22 protein-coding genes are annotated in these 24,853 nt (G+C 67.8%); 11 read left to right on the top strand and 11 right to left on the bottom strand.

Annotation, left to right across the window (positions count from 1 at the left end; translation table 11 throughout):
- Nucleotides 1-35: 35 nt before the first annotated feature.
- On the bottom strand, nt 36-1,004 hold the full coding sequence (locus ACQPYH_RS24425) for a lysylphosphatidylglycerol synthase domain-containing protein (RefSeq protein ID WP_432875580.1): 969 nt from the start codon (nt 1,002-1,004) through the stop codon (nt 36-38).
- 176 nt (nt 1,005-1,180) lie between these two features.
- Between ACQPYH_RS24425 and ACQPYH_RS24420 the strand changes: the two genes are divergently transcribed.
- The 3 genes from ACQPYH_RS24420 (at nt 1,181) to ACQPYH_RS24410 (ending at nt 3,642) form a co-directional block, all read left to right on the top strand.
- Entirely contained in the window at nt 1,181-1,396 is a 216-nt protein-coding gene (locus ACQPYH_RS24420; protein WP_432875578.1) for a hypothetical protein, read from the top strand.
- Between the two features lie 4 nt (nt 1,397-1,400).
- A complete protein-coding gene (locus tag ACQPYH_RS24415) occupies nt 1,401-2,078 on the top strand; it encodes a GAP family protein (RefSeq protein ID WP_432875576.1) in 678 nt (225 codons plus the stop codon).
- An 85-nt stretch (nt 2,079-2,163) separates the two neighbouring features.
- Nucleotides 2,164-3,642, top strand: coding sequence for a gluconate:H+ symporter (locus tag ACQPYH_RS24410; protein WP_432875574.1), 1,479 nt, complete (start codon nt 2,164-2,166; stop codon nt 3,640-3,642).
- 57 nt (nt 3,643-3,699) lie between these two features.
- Here the strand turns inward: ACQPYH_RS24410 and ACQPYH_RS24405 are convergent, their stop codons facing one another.
- Nucleotides 3,700-4,704, bottom strand: a complete 1,005-nt coding sequence (locus tag ACQPYH_RS24405) for a LacI family DNA-binding transcriptional regulator (RefSeq protein WP_432875573.1) — start codon at nt 4,702-4,704, stop codon at nt 3,700-3,702.
- 130 nt (nt 4,705-4,834) lie between these two features.
- On the opposite strand from ACQPYH_RS24405, the gene ACQPYH_RS24400 reads away from it, so the two are divergent.
- From ACQPYH_RS24400 to ACQPYH_RS24380, 5 genes are read left to right on the top strand one after another with little or no spacing between them, the layout of a single operon-like run.
- The gene (locus ACQPYH_RS24400; RefSeq protein ID WP_432875570.1) at nt 4,835-6,184 is read left to right on the top strand and encodes an ABC transporter substrate-binding protein; all 1,350 of its coding nucleotides are present in this window, start codon (nt 4,835-4,837) and stop codon (nt 6,182-6,184) included.
- Nucleotides 6,185-7,096, top strand: a complete 912-nt coding sequence (locus ACQPYH_RS24395) for a carbohydrate ABC transporter permease (RefSeq protein WP_432875567.1) — start codon at nt 6,185-6,187, stop codon at nt 7,094-7,096.
- A complete protein-coding gene (locus ACQPYH_RS24390; protein ID WP_432875564.1) occupies nt 7,093-7,935 on the top strand; it encodes a carbohydrate ABC transporter permease in 843 nt (280 codons plus the stop codon). The genes ACQPYH_RS24395 and ACQPYH_RS24390 overlap by 4 nt, the downstream gene beginning before the upstream one ends.
- Before the next feature lie 14 nt (nt 7,936-7,949).
- Nucleotides 7,950-9,917, top strand: a complete 1,968-nt coding sequence (locus ACQPYH_RS24385) for a glycoside hydrolase family 2 protein (RefSeq protein WP_432875561.1) — start codon at nt 7,950-7,952, stop codon at nt 9,915-9,917.
- 42 nt (nt 9,918-9,959) lie between these two features.
- Nucleotides 9,960-11,606 (top strand): ricin-type beta-trefoil lectin domain protein, encoded by a 1,647-nt coding sequence (locus ACQPYH_RS24380; RefSeq protein ID WP_432875558.1) that lies wholly within the window; start codon nt 9,960-9,962, stop codon nt 11,604-11,606.
- Between the two features lie 277 nt (nt 11,607-11,883).
- Here ACQPYH_RS24380 and ACQPYH_RS24375 read toward each other — a convergent pair whose 3' ends face one another.
- From ACQPYH_RS24375 to ACQPYH_RS24350, 6 genes are all read right to left on the bottom strand, one after another.
- Nucleotides 11,884-13,686 (bottom strand): bifunctional metallophosphatase/5'-nucleotidase, encoded by a 1,803-nt coding sequence (locus ACQPYH_RS24375; protein WP_432875555.1) that lies wholly within the window; start codon nt 13,684-13,686, stop codon nt 11,884-11,886.
- A 128-nt stretch (nt 13,687-13,814) separates the two neighbouring features.
- Nucleotides 13,815-14,972, bottom strand: a complete 1,158-nt coding sequence (locus ACQPYH_RS24370; RefSeq protein ID WP_432875552.1) for an ROK family protein — start codon at nt 14,970-14,972, stop codon at nt 13,815-13,817.
- Nucleotides 14,973-14,990: 18 nt separating this feature from the next.
- A complete protein-coding gene (locus tag ACQPYH_RS24365; protein WP_432875550.1) occupies nt 14,991-16,190 on the bottom strand; it encodes a hypothetical protein in 1,200 nt (399 codons plus the stop codon).
- A gap of 218 nt (nt 16,191-16,408) precedes the next feature.
- Nucleotides 16,409-17,368 (bottom strand): ArsR/SmtB family transcription factor, encoded by a 960-nt coding sequence (locus ACQPYH_RS24360; protein ID WP_432875548.1) that lies wholly within the window; start codon nt 17,366-17,368, stop codon nt 16,409-16,411.
- 41 nt (nt 17,369-17,409) lie between these two features.
- Nucleotides 17,410-18,723 (bottom strand): epoxide hydrolase family protein, encoded by a 1,314-nt coding sequence (locus ACQPYH_RS24355; RefSeq protein WP_432875545.1) that lies wholly within the window; start codon nt 18,721-18,723, stop codon nt 17,410-17,412.
- A gap of 82 nt (nt 18,724-18,805) precedes the next feature.
- Nucleotides 18,806-20,404 carry a DHA2 family efflux MFS transporter permease subunit gene (locus ACQPYH_RS24350; protein WP_432875543.1) on the bottom strand — a complete coding sequence of 533 codons (1,599 nt, stop codon included), beginning with the start codon at nt 20,402-20,404 and terminating at the stop codon, nt 18,806-18,808.
- A gap of 278 nt (nt 20,405-20,682) precedes the next feature.
- On the opposite strand from ACQPYH_RS24350, the gene ACQPYH_RS24345 reads away from it, so the two are divergent.
- The 3 genes from ACQPYH_RS24345 to ACQPYH_RS24335 are packed head-to-tail and all read left to right on the top strand — an operon-like array spanning nt 20,683 to nt 22,356.
- Nucleotides 20,683-21,672: an aldo/keto reductase gene (locus ACQPYH_RS24345; RefSeq protein WP_432875541.1), complete on the top strand. Its 990-nt coding sequence runs from the start codon at nt 20,683-20,685 to the stop codon at nt 21,670-21,672.
- 47 nt (nt 21,673-21,719) lie between these two features.
- A complete protein-coding gene (locus ACQPYH_RS24340; protein ID WP_432875538.1) occupies nt 21,720-22,034 on the top strand; it encodes a hypothetical protein in 315 nt (104 codons plus the stop codon).
- Nucleotides 22,035-22,044: 10 nt separating this feature from the next.
- Nucleotides 22,045-22,356, top strand: coding sequence for an antibiotic biosynthesis monooxygenase family protein (locus tag ACQPYH_RS24335; RefSeq protein ID WP_432875537.1), 312 nt, complete (start codon nt 22,045-22,047; stop codon nt 22,354-22,356).
- On the opposite strand, the gene ACQPYH_RS24330 is transcribed toward ACQPYH_RS24335, so the two are convergent.
- The 3 genes from ACQPYH_RS24330 to ACQPYH_RS24320 are packed head-to-tail and all read right to left on the bottom strand — an operon-like array spanning nt 22,357 to nt 24,812.
- Nucleotides 22,357-22,836, bottom strand: coding sequence for a pyridoxamine 5'-phosphate oxidase family protein (locus ACQPYH_RS24330; RefSeq protein WP_432875535.1), 480 nt, complete (start codon nt 22,834-22,836; stop codon nt 22,357-22,359). It lies immediately after the preceding gene.
- A gap of 39 nt (nt 22,837-22,875) precedes the next feature.
- A complete protein-coding gene (locus ACQPYH_RS24325; protein ID WP_432875533.1) occupies nt 22,876-23,865 on the bottom strand; it encodes an RNA polymerase subunit sigma-70 in 990 nt (329 codons plus the stop codon).
- Nucleotides 23,862-24,812 carry a zinc-binding dehydrogenase gene (locus ACQPYH_RS24320; protein ID WP_432875530.1) on the bottom strand — a complete coding sequence of 317 codons (951 nt, stop codon included), beginning with the start codon at nt 24,810-24,812 and terminating at the stop codon, nt 23,862-23,864. The genes ACQPYH_RS24325 and ACQPYH_RS24320 overlap by 4 nt, the downstream gene beginning before the upstream one ends.
- Nucleotides 24,813-24,853 lie beyond the last annotated feature (41 nt).

Genomic DNA, 24,853 nt, shown 5'->3' with positions numbered 1-24,853 from the left:
GTGAGCGCCCGCGGTTCCCGGCCGGGTCACCCGGTTCAGGTGAACCGCCGCCACACCACGATGATCAGCAGGCCGACGACAACCGGCAGGAACTGTACGGCGACCCGCCACACGAGCAGCCCCGCGACAAGGTCGGTCGCGTCGACCGCGCTGTGGTCGGAGACGAACGCCGCATAGGTCGCGTCGAGCACTCCGGCGCCCATCAGCGGCAGCCCAGTCAGCGGGTAGAGCACCATGAAGCTGCAGAACATGACGATCACGGTCGGCCCGTCCAGCTTCACGCCGACAAACGCCAGGCACAGGACGAGCACACCCGCCTCGACGCCGACCAGCAGCAGTTGGCTGAGAATCGCGAGCCACCCGCGCTGATTCATACGTCCCGCGCTGTGCGACTGGAACGACACGAGTCGCTCCTCCCACACGTCCGGACCCGGACTGGAAGGCCGCACCCGCTGGATCACTCGCCCGAGCAGACGCCCGATCGTTCCCGCCGTACGCTCGGCCCGCACCGCGAGGAGCAGACCGACCAGCAGTACGACGGCTGTCACGCCGAAAACCAGACCCGCCCAGGCGAACGGGGCGTAGAAGTCACGCGCAGCCCAGAAGATCACGAAGCCCATCACCGGTGCGGCGAGGCGGGCGATGTAGAAGATCGTCGTACTGAGCGTCAGGCCGGATGCGGCGTCGGTGTTGTCGATACCCCACGAGCGGAGCATGGACAGCCGCAGTACGACGTCGCCGGGGGAGGGAGCGATCGTGGCGATGGAGGCTGCCGCGACATCGCTGATCATCGCTTTCAGGTAGCTGAGACCGGCGATGAGGAGGGCCAACGGAGCAGCCAGGATCGCCCGGCGGATCAGGATCACCACCAGCAGGACCGCGATCTGCCAGGCACTCAGATGGGTGAGGGCGTAGCCGACCTCGCTCCAGTCGATGCCACGCAGCAACCGCAGCAGGAGCCACGCCACCACGGCGACGACGACAAGCCGGGCCAGCTGCACCACGGGTTTCGGAATCTTCCGCCGAGCAGCTCGAGGAGTTGGCGCCGCCGGTGGAGCAGACTCAGCCACATCTCTCAGCCTGCTGACCGCGCGCACAACCACCATCCCCCGATCCGGGGGAGCCGAGTTGCCTACGACGGCAGCAGAGTCCTAAGTGACGGCCGTGAAAGGGGCGTCCTATGGGCCACTACGTCATCCGGGTGAAGGGAACCTTGTCGCGCGACCTGACCGACGCGTTCCCATCGATGACCGCTGATACCGAGCCCCCGCAGACCGTCCTGCACGGGTACCTCGACGACCAGGCGGCATTGGCCGGCATCCTGAACCACCTGGACATGCTCGGGATCAGCATCGTCGAAGTCCTGCAGGTCCCGCCACCGTCGAACGGACACTGAGCACGTGTGGCCCGTCGTCGGTGCGGTTCTGCCGCAGGCGATGGCCATTGCGCTGAGTCCGATACCGATGATCTGCATCGTGCTCGTGCTGCTGTCCGACCGGCCGGTCCGCGCCGGGCTGTGCTTCGCGGCCGGATGGGTCGGTGCCTTGGCGATCGCTGTCGGGCTGGTCGCGTGGCTGACGGACACGGTCGCGGAAGGGCACGAGGAGTCCGCACGCGACGGGGTCGACGTACTGCAATTGGCGGTCGGCGTGCTGTTCGGAGTCCTGGCTGTCCGGTACTGGCGGAAGCGGCCGGCGCCCGGGACGACTCCGCCGCGGCCGGCGATCGTCGATCGGATGGCGATCCTGTCCGCGCCGGGGCTCCTGGTCGCCGGGGCCGCCGCGGCACTGGCGAACCTGAAGAATCTTCCCCTCGTTCTGAGCGCGGGCAGCCTCCTGGGCGGCGCCGGTCTCGGTACGTCGCAGTCCATCGCCGCGGTGGCGATCTTCGTGGTCGCGGCGTCGGTGACGGTCATCGGGCCGCTGCTGGCCGTCGTACTGGTCGGGCCGTCGCAGTCGGCGCGGAGACTCAGGTCGGTCGAGGCTTGGTTGCTCGCGAACCTGAACACGATCACCGTCGTTCTGCTGACCGTCCTGTCCGCCGTTCTCGTCGGCAAGGGCCTCGATCTGTTCCGGTGAGGGGGCGGCGCGCCGATAGAGGGTTTCGGCGGGGACGCGGTGGGAGACTGCGGAAGGGGGTTGGTCTGTGGAGGAGCGTGAAGCTATGGGTCTGACCGATGCAGTCACCGCAATTCCCCTGGCGGCGAACGGCGATGTGCACGCGCCCTGGAACGGGCACGACACACGGGTGCTGATCGTCGCCGTGATCGGGATCGGCATCATCGTCGCGCTGATCGTGGTGCTGAAGGTGCATGCGTTCCTGTCGCTGACGATCGGAGCCCTGTTCGTCGGGCTGGCGTCCGGCATCCCGGCCGGTGACGTCACGAAGTCGTACGAGCTCGGCGTCGGCGGCGTCCTCGGGTACGTCGGTGTGCTGATCGCGCTCGGCGCGATGGTCGGCAAGCTGCTGGCGGACTCCGGCGGCGCCGATCAGGTCGTGGACACGCTGCTCCGCGGGAAACGGTCCGTGCTCCCGTGGAAGATGGCGCTGATCGCCGCGATCATCGGCATCCCGATGTTCTTCGAGATCGGGCTGGTGCTGCTGGTGCCCGTGGTCGTGCTGGCGATCCGGCGGACGGGTGTGCGGGCGATGTTGCTCGCCATTCCGGCACTCGCGGGCCTGTCGGTGCTGCACGGTTTCATCCCGCCGCACCCGGGACCGCTGGCCGCGATCGGCGTACTGCACGGGAACGTGGGTATCACGCTGGCGCTCGGGCTGTTGGTGGCGATCCCGGCTGTCGTCATCGCCGGACCGCTGTTCGGACAGCTGGCTGCTCGCTGGGTGCCGATCGGCGCGGCCGGTGCCGGACTGGAGGTAGCGGGCGGCGTGCAGGACGGTGAGCCGGGTGCGACGGGTGGGTCGCCGTCGGGTCCCGGTGGAGTCGAGACCGCCACGGAGCAGGCTCAGCGGACCAGGACGCCGAGCTTCACCTGGACGATCGTGACCGTGCTCAGCCCCGTCGTACTGATGCTGCTCAAGGCCGCGTCGGACGTGTGGATGAGCAAGGACAATGCGCTCTATCCGGTGCTGCAGTTCATCGGCGATCCGGTGTTCGCGCTGCTGTTCGCCGTACTGCTGGCGATGTACACGTTCGGTACCTCGATCGGCTTCGGGATCCCCGTGCTCAGCAAGAAGATCGGCCTGAGCCTGCTGCCGATCTCCGGGGTGATGCTGATCGTCGGCGCCGGCGGTGGATTCAAGCAGGTCCTGGTCGACGGCGGGACGGGTACGGCGATCGCGAAGATCGCCATCGCCGCAAACCTGTCCGCGCTCCTGCTCGGCTGGATCGTCGCAGTGCTGATCCGGCTGGCCACGGGTTCCGCGACGGTCGCCACCGTGACGGCCGCCGGCATCGTCGCACCGCTGGCCGTCGGCGAGAACTCCACACACATCGCTCTCGTCATCCTGGCCATCGGCGCCGGCTCGCTGTTCTTCTCACACGTCAACGACGCCGGCTTCTGGCTCGTCAAGGAGTACTTCGGTATGACCGTTGGCGAGACCATCAAAACCTGGTCGGTCATGGAAACGATCATCTCCGTCGTCGGCCTCGGCATGGTCCTGCTGTTGTCAGCCTTCCTCTAGGCGCTCAGGGCCTTGATCAGCTCGGCGACATCGGCAACTCCGATGCTGCAGGGACAACTAGCGGGTGCTCTCGCGGATGACGAGGTCGTAGTCGGCGGCGATTTCCGTGGGGGGAGAATCGTCGCCGGCTAGGCGGTTGAGGAGCAGTTGTACGGCGTGTTTGGCGATCTGGGCCTTGTCGGGCCGGATCGTGGTGAGGCTGGGAGTGCTGTAGCGCCCGTCTTCGATATCGTCGAAGCCGATCAGGGCGATGTCCTCAGGAACGCGGAGACCGCGGCTGAGGCAGGTACGCAGTGCACCGAGCGCGAGCAGATCGTTGTAGCAGAAGACCGCGTCCGGCGGCTCGGGGAGCGCGAGCAGCTCAGCCATCGCGGCGGCGCCGTCGGATCGGTGGAAGAACTCCGTCGGACGGATCAGCTCGGGCACGAGCTCCATCCCCGCAGTACGGAGAGCCGCCGTGTAGCCCTGGGTCCGAAGCCGGCCGGTCTGGCGCGTCTCGTCGAACTGGTCGCCGATCGCGGCGATGCGCTGCCGGCCGAGGTCGATCAGATGCCGGGTCGCGAGCTCCGCGGCGGCGACGTTGTCGATCATGATGTGATCGAGTCCGCCCTGTACGACGCGTTCACCGAGCAGCACCACCGGCGTCGAGGAGGGCCGGTCGCGCAGGTCCGCGCCGCCCAACGCCAGCGGGTTGAAGATCAGCCCGTCGAACATCGCCGCCCGGTTGCCGCGCATCACCAGCTCCTGCTCACGCACCGGGTCGCCGTCCGTCTGATCCACGACGACCGTGTACCCGGCCGTCGCCGCCTGCTCGATCACGGCGCGGGTCAGCTCCGCGAAGTACGGCACGTCGAGCTCCGGCAGGACCAGTGCGATCAGGCCGGACCGTCCGCGCCGAAGGGTCCGGGCGACGGCGTTCGGCTGGTAGCCGAGGTCGTCGAGCGCCTGCTGCACCCGGGCGCGCGTGTCCGGCGCGACCTGGGGAAAGTCGTTGACGACGTTCGACACCGTCCGGACCGAGACGCCGGCCCTCTCGGCTACCTCGCGCAGTGTGGCGGGCACTGTGCACCTCGTTCCCCTGGTCCGCGTCGACATGGTCGGCGAAGTCTTGACACTTGCAACGTTGCAAGCTTAGCGTTCCGATCACCACTTGCAACGTTGCAAGCTCGACAAAGTCATGAGGAAAACGACCATGACCCAGCTTCCTTTCTCGCGCCGTACCCTGCTCCGGGGAGCCGGTGCCGCGCTGGCCGCCGGCGGTCTGAGTGCGTGCGCTCCCGGCAACACGACCGGTGGCAGTGCGCTGCCGAGCAGCAGTGCTTCCACTCCGCCGTCCGGTGAGATCACCATCTGGGATCGCACCGGCGACCTGTACAAGGTGTTCGACAAGGCGATCGCCTCCTTCACAGCGAAGTACCCGCAGGTGAAGGTGAACCACGTCGCCGTCGACATCAACGCCAAGCTGCCGGCGACGCTGATCAGCGGTGCCGGCGTGCCCGACGGGGCGTTCTACGACGATGCCCTGCTGACCGGGGTCGCGCCGCATCTGCACGATCTCAGCCAGTTGATCGAGCAGTACAAGTCCGGCATCGCGCCGTACAAACTCGGCGTGGTGACCGTTGACGGCAAGGTCGTCGCGGTGCCGTGGGACCTCGATCCGGGGCTGCTGTTCTACCGCGAGGACATCATCACCCAGGCGGGCGTCGACCCGGCGAGCCTCACGACGTACGACGCTCTGCTCGGGGCGGCGCGCTCGGTCAAGGAGAAGTTCCCGCAGGCCAAGCCGATCCACCTCGAGAACGACCAGTTCCTGGCGCAGTTGTGGATCGACATGTTCGCCAACCAGCAGGGCGGCGCGATGGTCGATGCCCAGGGCAAGCTCTCGATCGACTCCGATCCTTATCGGAACACGCTGACCTGGCTGGACACGGTGCGGTCCCAGGGGCTGGGCACGCTGGCGAAGTACACGCAGCCGACCGATCTTCAGACGCAGGACAACGGGACGCAGGTGCTCGTACCGTGGGCGCAGTGGTTCGTGTTCGCGCCGCAGCAGTTGCTCAAGGCAAGTAAGGGGAAGTGGCGGGCGACCGCATTGCCGGCCTGGCAGGCCGGTGGTCCGCGGGCCGGGGTGATGGGCGGGTCGTCGTTCGTCATCCCGGCGAAGGCCAAGAACCCGGAGCTGGCCTGGCGGCTGTACGAGCACCTGGTCTTCAGCAAGGAGGGGTACACAACGGTCTACGGCTCGAACGACGTGTATCCGGGCGGCTTGAACACGTCGATCCCGTCGTACCTGCCGGCACTCGACCCGAACGCCCCGCTGTTCAAGCCGATCGAGGCGCTCGGTGGGCAGGATCTCTGGAAGGTCGCGGTCGAGGCCGGTAAGCAGGTGCCCGGCGGCTACACGATCCCGACCTGGTGGGGGAAGGCCGTCGACTACTTCGGCGTCAACGTGCAGAAGCTGCTCGCCGGGCAGATGAGCCCGGACGAGGTTCTCAAGACGTCGGCGACCCAGATCCAGAAGAACCTGATGGGGCCTAGCTGAATGGCGGCCCTGACCGAAGCAGCCACGACCCGGCGATCGGCGGTTCGAGTACGCCGGCGCCGGGTCCAGGCCGCGCCGTACCTGTTCGTCGCGCCGTTCATCCTGATCTTCGCCGCGTTCAGCGCGTACCCGATCTTCTTCGCGCTCCAGCTCAGCTTCACCAACTGGCACGGCGCCGGTGCGCTGAAGGTGATCGGGTTCGCGAACTACCGGTACCTGTTGACCAGTCCCGATTTCTGGCAGTCGATGGCGACCTCGGGCGTGCTCTGGCTGCTCGTCGTACCGGCGCAGATCCTGCTCGCGCTGACGATCGCGGTCGCGTTGCGCAAGGCGCGGTTCCGCGGGTTGTTCAGCGCCGCGCTGATCGCGCCGTTCGTCACGCCGCTGGTGGCGATGGCGCAGGTCTGGATCATCTTGTTCGACAAGGACTTCGGCGCGGTGAACCACGGATTGTCGACGCTCGGATTGCCTGCAATCGGCTGGTTGACAACCTCCGCCTGGGCGAAGGTGACGATCGCGCTCCTCGTGCTGTGGCGGACGACCGGGTACGCCGTCATCTTGTTGATGGCCGGATTGTCAACAATCCCACAAGATGTCTATGAGGCAGCCCGGATCGACGGCGCGAACGCTTGGCAGCAGTTCTGGTCGATCACCGTCCCGCTGGTGACGCGGACGCTGAGCTTCGTGGTCGTGATCGGCACACTGACCGTCTTCCAGCTGTTCGCCGAGCCGTACGTCGTGACCGGCGGCGGGCCGTTCAACGCGACCCGAACGGCCGGCCTCTATCTCTACAAGCACATCACGAACTCCGACCTCGGACTCGGGGCGGCGAACTCGATGCTGCTCGTGCTGATGGTGCTGGCGTTGTCCGTCGCATCGATCCGGCTGCTGCGTTCGAGGGAGGACTCATGAAACTCAGTGCGATCGGTCGCTACGGACTGCTGATTGTTGCCGGGGTCATCAGTCTGGCGCCGTTGCTGTGGATGATGCTGTCGTCCCTCAAACCCGGCGGCGACATCATCTCCAGTCCGTTCAGCTTCGATCCGGGTCAGCTGACGCTGAGCAACTTCCGCTCGATGCTCGACACGATCCCGATCGGCACCGGCTTCCGGAACACGGCGATCGTGGTCGTGATCAAGGGCGCGCTGACGATGATCTTCTGCCCGATGGCGGGGTTCGCGTTCGCGAAGTACGACTTCCCGGGCAAGCGGATCCTGTTCGCGACCGTGCTGACCACGCTGATGCTGCCGACGCTCGTGCTGCTGATCCCGTTGCTGCTGGAGATGAGCCAGCTCGGTTGGGTCAGCACGTTCCAGGCGCTCATCCTGCCCGGCGCGGTCGATGCGTTCGGCGTGTTCTGGATGCGGCAGGTGATCATGGCGATCCCGGACGAGCTGCTCGACGCCGCGCGGGTCGACGGAGCCGGTGAGCTGCGGATCTTCGCGAGCATCGTGATGCCGGTGATCCGGCCGGGGCTGGCGGCGCTCGGCGTACTGACCTTCATCAACATCTACAACGACTTCGTCTGGCCCGTCGTGGCCGTCAACGATGAGCAGCACCAGACCCTGCAGGTGATGCTGTCGGCGTTGGCGCAGAACATCCGCTCGGGCCAGCTCGGCGCGGACTGGACCAGCGTCTGGGGACAGTTGCTCGCAGCAAGCACCGTGGCCGCGATCCCGGTGCTCATCGTGTTCGTCGTACTGCAACGTCATCTGATCAAAGGCGTCATGGCCGGCAGCCTGAAAGGCTAGCGAGGAGAACAACTGTGAACACACCTCGACCCGAATATCCTCGTCCGCACTTCGACCGCTCGGACCGTTGGCTGAACCTCAACGGCGAGTGGGAGTTCGCCCGGACACCTGACACCTTCGACGAGACGATCGTGGTGCCGTTCCCGTGGGAGCACCCGGACTCCGGCGTGGTCGCGCACTGGTTGCCGACGGCCTGGTACCGGCGGCGGATCGAGCGACCCGCGGAATGGGCGGGGGAGCGGACGATCCTGCACTTCGGCGCTGTCCACCACCAGGCGACCGTCTGGGTGAACGGGGCGCTCGCGGTCGAGCATGTCGGTGGTTATCTGCCGTTCGAGGCTGACATCACCGAGCTGCTGGACGGCGGCGCGGGCGAGCTCGTCGTACGCGTGGATGCGCCGACCGACAAGCGCTTCATCCCGCACGGCAAGCAGCGGAGTATGCCGCGCGACGACTACGACGGCTGCGCGTTCACGCCGTCAAGCGGGATCTGGCAGAGCGTCTGGCTCGAGCCGCGGCCGGCGTCGTACATCTCGCGTCTGGATCTGCGGCCGACCGCGGCGTTGGACGGGATCGAGATCACATTGACCGGCCCGTCGCCGGTGCGGATCGAGATACCGGGCGTCGTGGTTCGCGAGTACGCCGAGTGGCCCGGCGCTGTGACGGTGCCGATCGCCGAGCCGCGACTGTGGAGTCCTGACGATCCGCAGCTGTACGACGTTGTGGTGACGGCCGGCGAGGACGTGGTGCGTGGGTACACCGGGCTGCGCAAGGTGGAGTGGCACGGCAACAACCTGACGGTGAACGGCGTGCCGACATACGTTCGTGGTGTTCTGGACCAGGGGTTCTGGCCGTCGGGTGGTCACGCGGCGCCGACCGATGAGGCGTTGCGGCGGGATCTCGAGCTGGCGCGGGCCGCTGGGTTCAACCTGGTCCGGAAGCACATCAAGCTCGAGGACCCGCGCTGGCTGTACTGGGCGGATCGGCTCGGGATGCTGGTGTGGGCCGAGCCGCCGTCGACGGGACGGTTCTCGGCCCCGGCTGTTGCTGCCTTCGAGGAGGCGGCGGCCGGGATGGTCGCGCGGGACGGGAACCATCCGAGCATCGTGATCTGGGGCGGCTACAACGAGGAGTGGGGGCTCGATTGGGACGTCCCGGGTGACGTGGCCAAACAGGACGCCGTACGGCGGGTGTACCGGATCATCCGGGATGCGGATCCGAGTCGTCCGATTGTTGACAATTCGGGCTGGGCGCATGTGGAGACTGATCTGGTCGACTGGCATTACTACGACGAGAGCGCCGCGTCGTGGGCGGCTGTTGTCGATCGGCTGGTCAATACTCCGGACGGTAGCTTCCCGGTGCGGCTCGGGCCGGACTTCGTTGTGGACAAGGCGATCGCGGCACCAGGGTTCGACGCCGCGGACAAGATCCAGCTGAACGGCGAGTACGGCGCCGGCTCGACGAGTGTCGAACGCGGCTGGCACCTTCGCTGGCAAACCCAAGAGCTCCGTCGTCATCCCCGCAACGCCGGCTACATCTACACCGAGCTCTACGACATCGAACACGAAACCGTAGGCATCTACACCTACGACCGCCGCACCAAGGACCTGGGCGGAGTCGTCCCGTCCGACGTCCACGCGGAAACCGTGCTGATCGTCGACCTCGCCCCAGCAGCCCCGGGCAGCGACCTCGTCGTCCCGGCGCAAATACCCGCCGAGCCGGCCGCCGCCCCGAGCGCGGATCAGCCCGTCATCGTCGTTCCTGTGCGCGTATCCCACCACGGGCGCGACCCTCTCCTCGGCACCTTGCACTGGTCGCTGGGTGACGTGGGTGGATCCGTGCCTGTTGATGCGAAGCCGTTCGTGGTGACGGACCCGATCGACATCGTGCTGGATCCTGCCATCGGCCGTCTCTTGCTATGGGCAACAGACGCCTCCGGTGCCGTAGTCGCCCGGACCGCTGTCGATATCAGCAACAACTGAACGCCAGACCTTCGCTCGACCCGCCCTTGTCAGAGGAGGATCATGCCCATCGTTACCCGCTTGCTCGCCGCGGCCGGCCTGATGGCCGCCGCACTCGTCGCGAATCCGGCGACACCCGCGGCCGCCGCACCGCCAGGAAACGTCCTCTACAGTCCCAACCTCTCCACCTACCCGAACGCCGACGCCAGCTACCCGCGTGCGATCCGGCTCGACCACGACACCAACTCCGGCCGCACCATCCTCGCGACATTTGCCCGACGCAACGAATCCGGCCCGAGCAGCTTCCCGATCTTCCGCAGTACCGACGGCGGTGCGACCTTCGGCGCGAGCCCGATCAGCACGATCACCTCGCACACCGCCGGCTGGGACCTCGGCGCGCCGGTGATCTACGAAGTACCCCGCACCGCGAACGGGCTCAACCAGGGCGACCTCCTCGCCGCCGGTACGGCCTGGGACGAGGGCAACTTCACCGCCCAGAAGATCGAGGTCTTCAAGAGCACCGACCACGGCGCGACCTGGCAGTACTTGTCGAACTGCACCCAGACCAGCGGCCTCCCGAACACCATCGGCGCCGGCATCTGGGAGCCGTGGTTCCTGCTCACCTCGAACAACACCCTCGCCTGCTTCATCTCCGACGAACGCCCGGCCGGGTCGCCGACGAACAACCAGATCATCGGCCACTACACCTCGACCGACGGCGGAGCGACCTGGAGCGGGAGCATCACACCCGACGTCGCGTTCCCCGCCGACAACCTGGCCCGACCGGGGATGTCGATCATCACCGCGCTGCCCAACGGCCAGTTCATGATGTCGTACGAACTCTGCCGTGACGCAACGAATGCCGACCACGCGTGCGAGGTTTACCTCAAGACCAGCCCCGACGGGCTCAACTGGGCACCGACGAACAGTCCCGGCACGCTTGCCCAGACCAGCGACGGTCGTCATCTACTGCACACGCCGTACGTCGCCTGGGTGCCCGGCGGCGGACCCAACGGCACGCTCCTGCTGTCCGGCCAGCGTGTCGTCACCGGACCGACCGGAAGCAAGGCAGTCATGGCCGAGTCCGGATCGGTGCTCTTGGCAAACACTTCGCTCGGCACCGGCAGCTGGACCGAGCTCGAGGCACCCGTCAACGTCAACCCCACCGGCAGCTACGGTGCCGGCTCACCGTCCTGCCCCGGCTACAGCTCGCCGATCGTCCCGTCGGCCGACGGTACGTCGTTCGTCTACCTGGCCGCGACGTGGCTCGGGACCGGGAACCAATGCCAGGTCCGCTTCGGTACGGGCGTCGTGGGCGGACCAACCGGTGCGATCACCGGGCCCGCCGCGGCCGGCAAGTGCCTCGACGTCGACCACAACACCGCCGTCAACGGCAACGCGGTCCAGCTGTGGACCTGCGGCGGCGTACCAGGTCAGCAGTGGACGATGATGGCCAACGGCACCATTCGCTCGTTCGGCAAGTGCCTGGACATCGTCGGCAACGGCACAGCGAACCTCACCAAGGTCCAACTCTGGGACTGCGGAACTGCCGGCGGCCAGCAATGGCGCCCTCAAGCCAACGGCTCGCTGCTCAACCCACAGTCCGGCCGCTGCCTAGACAGCCCAGGCGGTGCCACGGCCGACGGCACAGACCTCCAGATCTACGACTGCAACGGCCTCGACCCACAGAAATGGAACGTTCCGGTCTGAGCAAGAGCGTCAATCATGCGTTCGATCTCGACACCCGGGCGAGCCCCAAGGGCCTGTGGACGGCCTGAAGGGCTCGCCTGGCGGCTCGGGCGTGGACTGGACCGTTGGGGGCACCTGCACGTCTCGGGGATGAGGGTCGCGCGGTCTGCACAATCGGCCTGTCAGCCCGGTTTGTGGGGTATACCGCCAGGCGAACACTTCCACCCTAGGGCCCAGCGGACCGGCAAGTACCGATTTCCGCCGACTTGACCGCTAACCGGACAAGACCACTCCGAACTCAGCTCACCGGGCGGGCGCGGTCGAGGGCGGACGGCGTCAGGGTCGGGTGGGCGCGGAGGTAGGCGATGAAGCCCTCGTGGTCGCGATCGTTGCGGTACGGGTCGGTGAAGCCGGTGAAGACCTGGGTGCCGTCGCCGCCGATCAGCGTGTAGGCGAGCGCGGCAACGCGGTAGTTGCGGTTGAGATCGATGGGCTTGCCATCGATGCGGACGGCACCGGGATCGACGCGCTGACCGATCGGCTTCGTCGTGTCGTAGGTGTAGCTCACGTTCTGCGAGACCGCGAACGGCGCGAACTTCTCCGTCCCGTTGGCCTGCGCCACCCATTGCGCTTCGAACGCAGCGTGCAGTTGCGTGCCGGGCAGGGTCACGGTCAGGATCGGGTTGCCGTAGCCGAACGCGTTCCAGGCCTCGCCGAACAGAACGGTGCCGTCGGCATCGGCCGGATTGGTGCCCTTGGCAAACAGCAGATCGCCGGTGAGTGCGTTCGAGCCCGACACCGGCTTCACCGAGATCAGCGCCAGGTCGGCGCGTCCGTCGCGATGCTGGTTCGCGTCCCAGTACGCGAAATCGGCGGCCAGGTTGCCCATCGTCGATTCGCCCGACGCGTTCGGCGTACGCGTGAAGTCGCCGGTCACCTTCACCAGCGGTGTGGCGTAGCGCTTCGCGCCCTTCGCGGTCCAGTAGTCGGCGATGTACTGCAGCTCTTCGTCGACCGGTACGTCGCGGGTATTGGCGTGGTTGGTCGACGTCGTGAGCTCACGGATCACGTGACCGGTCCGCGGGTCGAGCTTGAGGTTGATCTCGTTGATCAGCGACCCGTGGTTGCCGGCCTCGACGACCGGACGCGGTACGCCGTTCGGGTCCGGGACCATCATGTTGAACCGGCAGTGCCAGTGCCCGGTCACGATCGCGGCGATGTCCGGCGAGGCCTGCGCGGCCAGCTGGAAGACCGGCCCGGACGGGTTCGTACCTGCGTTGTAGTCGTTGCCGGCCACACCACCGTCATGGATGTTGATGACGATCGCGTTGATCCCGCGCTTCTTGAGCTGCGCGGCCAGCTTGTTGGCCTGCCCGACGTCGGACAGCGCGCGCAGCTCGGGCTGGTACGACGTGGACCCGGTCGGGGTGTCCATCACGGTGAGGTGAATGAACGCGATCGGCAACTTCCGCCCGCCTCCCGCGTCAACCCACTCGATGTTGTACGGCGGGACGATCGTCCGGCCGGTGTCCGCGTGCACGATGTTCGCCGTGTAGAAGCGGAAGTTCGCGCCGCGGAACCGGTGACCGGTCGAGTCGACGAAGTTGTCGTCGCGCCCGTTCACCGGGTACGGCGCACCGTGTTCCATGTGGTCGACGAGGAACTTGACCGACTGGTCCAGCTCGTGGTTGCCGACCGTGCTGAACTGCAGCCCGAGCGCGTTGAGCGCCTCGACGGTCGGCTCGTTCGCGTGCGCGTCGATCTCGAACGGCCAGCCGGAGAAGTTGTCCCCGGACGAGAAGAAGAGCGAGTTGCGTCGCCCCTCGCGCAGCTGCTTGAGGTGCGTCGCCATGTAGCCGACGCCGCCGACGGTCACCTGGACGCCGCCCGCGCCGGTGATCACGCTGCCCTGGCCGGGAGTGGTGGGCTGCAGGTATCCGTGCAGGTCGGTGATGTTGAGCAGCTGTACGTCGACGTACCCCGCGGCTGCGGCGTCGTCGAGAGCGTCGGGGCTGGCGTACGCAAGGTCGCCGACCGCTGCGGCGGTGGCGACGGCTCCGGTGGTGGTGAGGAACGTCCGGCGGCGGATCCGTCTGTTCACTGCGAACCTACTTCCTGGGGCTTCATGGGGGAGAGCGCGCGTTTGTGCGCATTATTGCCTCTTTCCGACATTAATAGCCTCGTCACGGGCAGGCGTCAACGCCTGACTGAACAATCGGCGAACGCGAGTCAGCGCTTGGGGGAGTCGAGGCTGGTCGCTGCCAGCGTCGGCAGCGGGCCGCGCGAGCGGGCGAGCAGGTGCCCGTCGACGGCGTCGAGAGCTAGCGACGCGGCGCCGAGCGCGACGCACAGCGCGCCCAGTGAGGACGCCCGCAGTTCCGGCACGCGCGGGCACAGCCGCTCCAGCTCGGCGGCCAGCGGTTCCATCAGTACGTCGGCCGATTGCGAGAACGCGCCGCCCAGCACCAGCAGCCGCGGATCGACGATCGAGATTGCCGTTGCGGCCGCGACTGCCATCGCCCGCGCATACTTCCGTACGGCGTTCACCGCGGCCCGGTCGCCGTCGCGGGCAGCTGCGAACGCCCGCTCGGCCTTGTCCATCTCGGGGACCTCCGCCGGTACGACGGCATGCAGGTGCTCGAGCGCCGCCTCCCACGCGACCCCTCGCAGCGCCGACATATCCGCCGCCGCGCCGTACGCACCCCGCCGCAACTGCCCGTCGAGCACCAATGCGAGCCCGGTACGTCGGCCCGCGTGCAGGAAGACCATGTCCGTGGCGCCACGGCGTTGCTCGGCGAGGGCGGCGAGCTGACTGTCGTTGTCCACGACAACGAGTGGTGCCGATCGCCCGAAGTACTCCGCGAGGTCGGTGCCGGCCCAGTCGGGGATCGCGTTCGCCCGTACGACGGTGCCGGCGGCGTCGACCAGTCCGGTCGTGCCGACGCCGACGGCCCACACGTCCGCACCGGCCTCACGTGCGCACGCGGCGACCACCTCGTCGGCCGCCGCCAGTCGTTCGAGGCGCGGCGTCTCGGGCGTCACGGATTGCCGCCGGCTCGCGAGCGTCTGCCCGTTCAGGTCAGTGAGCACCCCGCGGACCGAGAACGCCCCGATGTCGAGCCCCACGACGTGCCCGGCCTCAGCACGGAAACGGTAGCTCCGCGCCGGTCGGCCGCGGCCCCGGATCGCCGGGCTCTCCTCGATGAGCCAGCGTCGGGTGACGAGGCTCGCGAGGACCTCCTCGACCGCAGTGCGTCCGAGGCCGCTCTGTTCGACGATCTGCGCGACCCGCACGTCACCGGCGGAGCGCACGGCCGCAAGGACGGCCCGCTCGTTGAGCTGCCGCAACCGGGACTGATCCCCGGCGTCCGGCATCGTCGACCCCATGATCGCGCCAGCTTAGTATTACGAGTCCCAGATCGGGCCGAGCGCAGGGATGCCCAGCTGTTCGAGTCCGTGCACGACCGACCAGGTGACCTTCCGATTCGACACGCAGATCACCGCCTCGGCGCCGGTGTCGACGTACGCCGAGTAGGCCAGCTTGACCATGTCCGGCTTGCCGTAGGCGTCGGTGTCCCAGATGAGAGCGTCGGGCTGCGCGGCGAGGATCTCGTCGACGAGGTGCTGCCCGTACGTCTTCACCGGGTCACGCGTGACCCAGACGAGCTTGCTCGGCACGCGGCTCGCCAGGATGTGCGCGAGGATCGGGCCGATGCCGCTGCCGGTGGCGACGTACACGACCCGGCGGAACACCATGCCGTAGTTCGCCATGCCGGCGGTCGCGACGCCCCGCACCCACAGGTGCGAAGGCGGGTCGTCGATGAACTCACCGGTCCAGTCGCCGGCCCGCGACACCGCCATCCGGAACCCCGGTACGCCGGGCGTCGGGATCACCGCGAAGCTGTGCCACTGCTGCAGCGGATGCCGTGCGATGGAGCGCGACGAGCCGGCCATCGGCCCGCCGTAGCGCGAATGCACCAGGGCGACATGCGACGACGGCCGGATGACGTCGATCGGGACTCGCCGCAGCAGCATCCACGGCGCCAACGAGCTGAGTGTGGTGACGACCAGCACCCAGACGGTCGGCGTACTGGCGATTGCCGCGAGCAGCGGGCCGGGGCGTTCGCCTGCCAGCAGGAGCGCGCCGATCCAGAACAGGATCGACAGCGTCCACCCGCCGTACCTGTGGATGCGCTCGAAGCGATCGTGGCGTTTGGCGCGGGCGCTCGGTCGGGCGGTGATCACGATGGTGAGCAGCAGGACGGCCTGAACGCAGTACACGAGTTGCAACGCCGAGCCGACCTGCCCGATTGCGGCGACGGTCAGCGCGAGGAACCAGAGGGTGCCGCAGACAGCGCCGCCGACATGCAATCCGCCCAGGTGATAACCCTTCGCGAAGGCCCACCGGACGCGCAGCGGCCAGGACTTCGGGACCTGCATCACCAGACGGGAAAGACAATTCACGACCAGTTGTTGCCGGACGAGAATTCCCACGGCGAAATTCGCCTGAGCCACCAGCGCGAGGTCGGCGACCCCATGCACTCCGCTCAGCAATACAACAACGTTCGCAACCACGACCAACAGAGCCAGCCGATTGCTCTGCATCAGCCGTGGATGCTTGAGAAGCCTCCGTATCCACGGCAGCTTCGCCGGCAGCGCAACAACATCAGGACGTGCGAGAACCTGCAACCCACCCATGAAAATTCCCCCAGAATTTCCAGATCACCCCGGTAATGCAGGCTGAGACGCCCCGCGACCCCCATCAGGTTGATCAGTCAGTCACCACTGCAACACAACCTCAACAAACGCCGACATCGGGGGAGCTAGAGCCCTCGCAGTACTGCTCGGCCCAGGGGAGTGAGGGTGTGGTTGACCGAGTGGCCGAAGCGGGTGGTGGTGATCAGGCCGCTTTCGCGCAGGACCTTGGCGTGCTGGCTGATCGAGCCGGGGGAGACGCCGAGGCGCTGGGCGAGCTCGGTGGTGGATGCGGCGCTCTCCAGGCCGGCCAGGAGTTTCGCGCGGGTCGGGCCGAGCAGCCGGACGAGTACGTCGAGGTCGCCGGTCGCCTCGTCGAACGGCTCGTCGTCCGGCTGGATCGGGAGCACCAGCGTCGGCGGCAGATCGCCGTCGATGAACGTGACCGGCGCGCCGAAGCAGAAGTACGACGGGACGACGAGCAGCCCGCGGCCGTCGAGGTCCAGCGTCTGATCGGTGAAGTAGTCGGCCTCGAGGACGGGCGCGCGCCAGCGGATCGAGGTGTGCAGGCCGCCGAGCATGCCCTCGACCCCGGCGCTCAGCAGCAAGGCGGTGAGGCGTTGTCGCGCCTGCTCGACGCCGGTCCGGATCGCACTCCAGACCGGGGTTACGGCGGTGTGGTGGTACCGCTCGAGGGTCTGCACGACGGGGTCGAGCCGACCGCTTTCGTAGACGTGCTCCGCCCAGTGCGGTGTCGGTACGGCGGCCGGGTACGTGCGGGCCAGATCGTCGCGGACGACGGCCCGCGGTACCCGCCGGATCGCCTCGAACTGCTCGTCGGCGTCCGGCCCTGAAGGCGTGGACGGCGTCAGGAAGTCGGCGAAGTTCCCCGACGCCGGCACGACGGAGTACGCCGCGCGCAGGATCTCCTGATGCTCGCTCACCGCGCTGCGCCAGGCCCAGTACCGGGCGGGAAGGTTGTGGTACTGCAGGCCGTTGATGCTCAGCACCGACTCCCACAACGGATGCGGTTCGCTCGCCACCCGGACGCGCGCCAGATCCGCGCTGGTGAAACGGATCCGCAGCATGACTCCCCTCCCGTCTCAGCTCACGGTATCGCCGGAAGGTACTACCGAAGCGATCGGAACGCTGCGCGAACCTCCTCGGTGAACAGCTGCGGCTCTTCCCAGGCGGCGAAGTGACCGCCCCGCGCCGGCTGGTTGTAGTAGCCGAGGGTCGGGTAGACCAGCTCGACCCAGCTGCGCGGCGCCTGGAAGATCTCACCCGGGAAGGCGCTGAAACTGACCGGCACGGTGACCGCCGGCGGCGTCTGGCTCCCGCCGGTCAGGCGCGCCATCGCGCTCTCCCAGTACGCACGGCCGGCCGAGACACCGGTGCCCGTGAGCCAGTACAGCGAGATGTTGTCGAGGATGTGGTCGCGGGTGAGGTTGCCGGCGACCAGTCCGCCGCGGAACGCGCGGGAGATCTTGTAGTAGCTGTCGGTGTCGTGGTCGAGCATCCAGGCGGCCAGCGCGACCGGCGAGTCGACCAGTGCGTAGCCGATCGTCTGCGGGCGGTTGGACTGCTCGACGATGTAGCCGTTGCCGGTCTGGGCGAACTCCGCGACCGCCTTGGACGCAGCGATCTCCTCCGGCGTGGTCGCAGGGAACTTGACGGCTCCGAGGGCAGGGACGAACAGGTTCATGTGGATGCCGACCAGACCCGCCGGCGAGAGACGGCCCAGGCTGTCCGTGACGGCGGCGCCGACGTCGCCACCCTGGGCGACGTACCTCTGGTAGCCGAGGCGGCGCATGAGCTCGGCCCACGCCTTCGCGGTCCGGCCGGTGTCCCAGCCGGTCTCGGTCGGTTGAGCGGAGAAGCCGAACCCGGGGACCGACGGCAGGACCAGGTGGAACGCGTCCGCTGCGCTACCGCCGTGCGCGGTCGGGTCGGTGAGCGGGCCGATCGTCTCGAGCAACTCGACGATCGAGCCTGGCCAGCCGTGGGTCATGATCAGCGGCATCGCATCCGCGTGCCGCGAGCGGACGTGGATGAAGTGGATGTCCACGCCGTCGATCTCGGTGGTGTACTGCGGAAGCCTGTCGAGCTTGGCCTCGAACTTGCGCCAGTCGTACCGGCTGTTCCAGTACTTCGCCAGCGCCTGGCCGGTGGCCAGCTGCACACCTTGCGTGCGATCCGCGACGAGCTCCTCGGCGGGCCAGCGGGTCGCGGCGACCCGCCGGCGCAACTCGTTGAGCTGGTCGCGCGAAGCGGTGAAATGAAACGGCCGGATCGCGGTCGAGCCGGACGGCGACGCGACAGCAGCCGGAGCTGCCACGGCCTGGTCGCCCAACGCCGAGACGGCCGGTACGGCGAGCCCTGCGGCCAGCCCGCCGTACAGCACTGTGCGCCGACTGGGCCTGGGGGACGCTGACGTAGACATATTCTTCCCTTTCACGAGTTCTGTGTACTCGTGAAAGGCTGCTCTGCCTGCGCCGGCGTCGCCCCAGTAGAAACCCCTGGTCTCAGTCGATAACTGCCGGCGGCGCCTTCTGGTCGGTCAGGTTGATGACCTCGCGCTTCCGCGGGAGCATCAACGCCGGTATCAGGGTGATGACGACCAGGACCCACGCGACCCAGTAGCTGTGGGCGAACGACGCAGCGGCATCCTCCAGGCCGCGCGCGATCACGGCCGGGTCGAGGTGCAGCGGGGCGATGCTCTCGGGGCGCGTGTTGGACAGGATCGCTGCCTGCGTCTCGCGGAGCCCTTCGTCGAGCCCGGGGATGTTCTGCGTGCCGGGGATGATCGGCGAGTTGTTGAGCTGGTTGGTCAGGACGACCGACATGATCGCGACACCGCAGGAGGAGGCGATCTGCTGGGTGATGTTGAGCAGCGTGGAGCCGCGTGCGACCTGGGGTCCGCGCAAGGTCCGCAGCGCCGTGGTGAACAGCGGCATCATCGTGCCGCCCATCCCGAGACCCATCACGAACAGCATCGCGATCAGCACGCCGTACGGCGTGGTCGCGGTGATCTGGGTCAGGCCGAACATGCCGATCACGATCAGCCCGATCCCGAAGGGCACGATCCGGCCGACCGGGATCTTGTCCACCAAGCGCCCGGCGATCGGCATGGTCACCATCGCGCCGATGCCCTGCGGCGCCACCAGGAGCCCCGCGTGCAGCGTGGACTCACCGCGGATCTGCTGGAAGTACGTCGGCACGAGCAGCAGCCCGCCGAAGAACGCGGCGGCGAACAGGAACATCGTGATGATCGAGATCGTCAGGTTGCGGTCGCGGAACAGCCGCAGGTCGAGCAGCGGATGCTCCGGCCGGAACGAGTGCCAGACGAAGGTCGCCATCAGCAGCACACCGATCAGCACCGGGATCCACACCCGGGGCGCACCGAAGTCGCCGCCCTCGGCCGGCAGCGAGGAGATGCCGAACAGGAACAGCGCGAGCCCGGGCGACATCAGCAGCACACCGACGAAGTCGAGCGTCTCCGACGGCTCCGCATGGTCCTTGGCCAGGGCGAACCGGGCGTAGACCAGGGCGACCGCTCCGAGCGGGACGTTGATGAGGAAGATCCAGTGCCAGCTCGCCACCTGGATCAGCCAGCCGCCCAGGATCGGCCCGAGGATCGGTCCGAGCAGCATGGGTACGCCGAGAATCGCCATCAGCCGGCCCATCCGGCGCGGACCGGCGGCCTGGGTCATGATCGTCATCCCGAGCGGCATCAGCATGCCGCCACCGAGACCCTGCAGGACGCGGAAGCTGATCAGCATCTCGATACTCGACGCGGTCGCACACAGGGCGGACCCGGCGGTGAACAGGAAGATCGCGGTCATGTAGAGCCGCTTGGTGCCGAACCGGTTGGCCGCCCAGCCGGTCAGCGGGATCACGGTCGCGAGCGCGAGCGTGTACGCCGTGACGGTCCAGGCCACCGTGGAGTATGCGAGCGGGTTGCCGGGCGTCCCGAACTCGTCCTGGAACGTCGGCAGCGCGACGTTGACCACGGTGATGTCGAGGATCGACATGATGGCCCCGAGCACCACCACACCGGCGATCTTCAGTACCGCGGCATCGATCTGATCGGGGTATTCGGCTTGCGTGTCAGGCTGGCTCACGGGTCCCCCCTTGGGTACGAGCACGTCTGTCCCAGAGCCTACGCGCGCCCACCCCCCAAAAGTCAGCCACTTTCCCCGACGTGACTCCCCGTCGCCACCCAACTCCCCAGCAGAACCAGCGCGTCTGCGGACAGCTCCATGGCCCGGAGATGGCGTGCAGGACTGCAGCCTGGCAGGCCGGTGCCGGCGAGGGGGGTTCTGCCAGTACCCCGTTCAGCGCGGCCTCCCGCCTGCGACCTGGCCGGGGTTAGCTGGGCTGTGAGCAACTAGGAGGACAAATGAAGGAACGCACTCTTGGAGCCGGCGGTCCCGTGGTGTCGGCGATCGGGCTCGGTTGTATGACGATGACCGGCGGGTACGGCGGGCGGCCGGATCGCGGCGAGATGATCAAGCTTCTGCGTGCTGCGGTGGAGCTGGGTGTCACGTTCTTCGACACCGCCGAGACCTACGGGCCGCATGCGAACGAGGAGCTCGTGGGGGAGGCGCTGGCGCCGTACCTGGATCGGGTGGTGGTGGCAACGAAGTTCGCGAACGCGATCGATCCGGTGGAGCGGAAGCCGCTCGGGCGGATGCTGCGGCCGGACGAGGTTGCGGGCGCTGTTGAAGGCTCGTTGCGGCGGCTCGGGGTCGAGGCGATCGACCTGTACTACCAGCATCGCGTGAATCCGGCGTACCCGATCGAGGAGTTCGCGGGGGCGGTGAAGGAGCTGATCGAGGCAGGGAAGGTCAAGCGGTACGGGATGTCCGAGGCTGCGGCGAGCACGATCCGGCGGGCACACGCCGTACAGCCTGTAACTGCAGTGCAGAGCGAGTATTCGCTGTGGTGGCGTCGTCCCGAGGAGGAGGTCCTGGCAACGTGTGAGGAGCTGGGGATCGGGTTCGTGCCGTACAGCCCGCTCGGCAAGGGATTCTTGACCGGTACGGTCGGGACCACCTTTGACAAGGACAACGATCTGCGAGCACGCATCCCACGGTTCGGGGCCGAGGCTCTGCAGCACAACGTTGCAATGGTCGAGTTGGTGCAGTCCTTCGCCACTGCGAACGGCGTCACTCCGGCGCAGATAGCGCTCGCGTGGTTGCTGGCCCGGAAGCCGTGGATCGTTCCGATTCCGGGTACGACGAAGCTGCACCGGCTGGAGGAGAACCTCGCGGCCGCGGACGTCACGCTGTCCGCTGATGAGCTCGACCGGCTGACCGAGGCGTCGTCCCGGATCGAGATCGAGGGCGGCCGCTACCCGGATGAGCTGGAGACCCAGACCAACCTGTAGTGGCGTGGCCTACTGTGGTTCGTGACGGACCCGGTTGAGGAGGAGCGATGTCGGACGAACCTTTCGAGACTTCGGAGAACGTGCACCGTGATCGGCGTGAGCACGGTGGTGGCGACGCGATCCACCCGGACCAGGACGAGCTGGATCGCCGGACCGAGGAGGAGCGGGTCGAGGCCGGGGTCGACGCTTACGACCCGGACGAGGTCCCGCCGGCGACCGACGAACCGGTGCCGACCGACGTGACGCAGTCGGAGGTCTACGAGGAGGCGAAGGCGGAGCTGGATCGCGAGGAGTCCGAGGGCGAGATCTACCCTCTGACCGAGCGTCATCCGTTCCCACCCTCGCACTACGACCGCTCCTGACGGCGGCCGCATGATCGCGCGGATGTGGCGCGGCTGGGTGCCGACCGAGAAGGCCGCGGAGTACGCCGAGATCGTCGAGCGCACCGGCATGTCCGGCTATCGGCGGACCCCGGGGAACCAGGGCGCGCAGCTCCTGACCCGCGATCTCGGCGACGGCCGGACCGAGATCGTCACGCTCAGCTGGTGGACCGACCTCGACCACATCCGTGCCTTCGCCGGCGACGACATCACGCACGCGAAGTACTACCCCGAGGACGACGCCTACCTGCTCGACCGCGAACTCACCGTCACCCACTTCGAGGTCAGACCAGAGGACAGCTGACTACGGCTGGGCGTCCTCGGCGGCGTACGAGAGCAGGCGCTCGGTCCGGAGCACGATCCAGACGTTGACCCATTTCCAGACGCCGGGCCAGTTCTGGTCGACGGCCGCTCGTACGTCGCCGGACACGTCGTCGAGCGGTACGACGTCCGCGGGCCCCTCGGCGATGACCGCGACGTGCGTCTCGTCGTCGTTCTCGGCGATGACCATGGTCAGCCAGGGGTTCTTCGTCAGGTTGCGGGCGCGGATCGACCCGGCCACCGCGGGCAGCCAGAAATCGGTGCCGCTTCGAACGTACATCGACATCGATGCGTGCGGCCTACCGTCCGGCCGGCTGGTGCCGACGACGGCGTACTCGCGACGGCTGAGATAACGCGTCAGCTGCTCTGCGGTCAGTCGGCGCTCGGGCGGGTAGGTGCTCGCCGTCGCTGCGGTCGCGTGCGCGAAGGTCCGGTCCTGCAGCGCTGCGAGTACCTCCGTCATCGTTCACTCCCTGGGTCGCGTGGTTGTCTGTGACTCACGCTAGGGGTGCGCGGTTCCTTCCCGCTTCTCGATTCCTGACGGGAAGCCGAAGGTCGCGACTAGGGCGGGGTTCTGGAATTCCGTCACGCGGGAGATGCCGGTGGTGGTGGCGGTTAGTACGACGATGCCGCTCGCCTGGCCCCGGTGGTACACGGCTGCGGCGGGCTGGGCGTTGGCGGTCGTGGGGATCAGCGTCCAGTCGCCCGGCGCGCCGAAGACATGAGCCTCGAGTAGGTGGATGCACTTCGTCTTGCCCGATTGCCAGTCGCGGAACGGTGTCGCCTCGAGCGTGGCGTCTGCGCGGAGTACCTGCTCCAGCAGGTTGGCGTCCGAGCGCTCGAACGCGGTGATGTAGCCGTCGAGCAATGCGCGTGCCCGCTGGTCGGTCGGCTCGAGGAGCTCGTCGGGCTCCACGTCGTCGAGCGTCGAGCGGGCGCGCTGCAGGGCGCTCTTGACCGCTGCCGTGGTGGTGCCGAGGATCTCCGCGGTATCGGTCGCCGGGAACGCCAGGACCTCGCGCAGGATGAGGACCGCGCGCTGGCGCGGCGGCAGGAGCTGGAGGCTGGCGATCAGCGCGAGCCGCACCGACTCACGCGCGACGACCACCGCGGCCGGATCGTCGGCGGCCGGGGCGATCCAGCTGTCCGGGAGAGGCTCGAGCCACGAGACCTCGCCCGGTACGGCGGGGAGCGGTGGGCGGTCGGGTCCGTCGTACGGGCCTGCCAGACCTGATGGCAGCATCCGGCCCTGTCGCGAGTCGAGAGCCGACAGGCAGACGTTGGTGGCGATCTTGTAGAGCCAGGAGCGGATCGAGGCGCGACCCTCGAAGCCGGCGTACGAGCGCCAGGCTCGCAAGTACGTCTCCTGCACCAGGTCCTCGGCGTCGTGCGCCGAGCCGACCATGCGGTAGCAGAGCGCCAGCAGTTCGCGGCGGTACCGCTCGGTGTCCGCGGCGAACTGCTCGTCCGAGCCCATACGCAATTGTCTCAAGGCAGCAGGGCCAGCTTGCCGACGGTCGCGCGGGCTTCCAGCTCCGCCAACGCTTTCGGTCCGTCGGCCAGGTCATAGGTGGTGGGTCGATCGGGGGACAGGACACCGGCGGCGACGAGCCCGAACAGCTCGCCGAAGATGTGCGGCGCGGTCTCGATGAGTACTCCGAGGTTGAAGCCGATCACCTGGACTTGATGCCTGTACACGAGGTCCCAGTTGGTGATCGCAGCCTCGCCGCCTGCCGCTCCGATGACGACGACCCGACCAGTGACCCGCTTGGCGGCCGCGAGGCTGGCTTCGAAGGTCCCACCCGTCTCCAAAACCAGATCGACGCCGCCGGTGAGCCGCAGTACGTCGGCCGCGAGCGCATCGCTCCGCGAGTCGAGCACCTGGTCGGCTCCCAGCGCCAGCACGACCTCATGCTTGCCCGGCGACGCGGTGCCGATGACCGTAGCGCCGTAATGCTTGGCGATCTTCACCGCCGCCTGCCCGGTCGCACCCGCGGCCGCGTGGATCATCACGGTCTCTCCGGCGGCAACGCGGCCGAGCGTCGTCAGCGCAGCCAGCGCGGTAGGCCAATTCACCACCAACCCCAGCGCGTCCTGCGCTGTCCACCCCGCAGGCACCGGCACCGCCGTCCGCAACACCACGTACTCCGCAAACGCACCGTCCCCGATCCCGACGACGAGTTCTCCCAAGCGCGCCTCGCTCACCCCGTCACCCACCGCCACGATCTCCCCAGCCGCCTCGAACCCGGCCAGGTACGGCGGCTTCGGCCCGCCACCGAAGAGGCCGTAACTCTTCGAGAGGTCGGCGAAGTTGATGCCCGCCGCGGCCACCCGAATCAACACCTCACCCCGCCCAGGCACCGGCACCGCCGTATCGGCGACCAGTCGCATGTCCCGAGGCCCGTCGAAAGACATCTGCTTCAGCGCTCGCATTTCCATGTCAGGTAGACCGACCCCGCGACGAAAAGGAATCGGTCTGG

Origin of the sequence: Kribbella sp. CA-245084 (assembly GCF_050942355.1) — a bacterium.
Taxonomy (GTDB): domain Bacteria; phylum Actinomycetota; class Actinomycetes; order Propionibacteriales; family Kribbellaceae; genus Kribbella.
The sequence above is the reverse complement of the archived record's forward strand: the minus strand, read 5'-3'. Positions and strand labels throughout refer to the sequence as shown.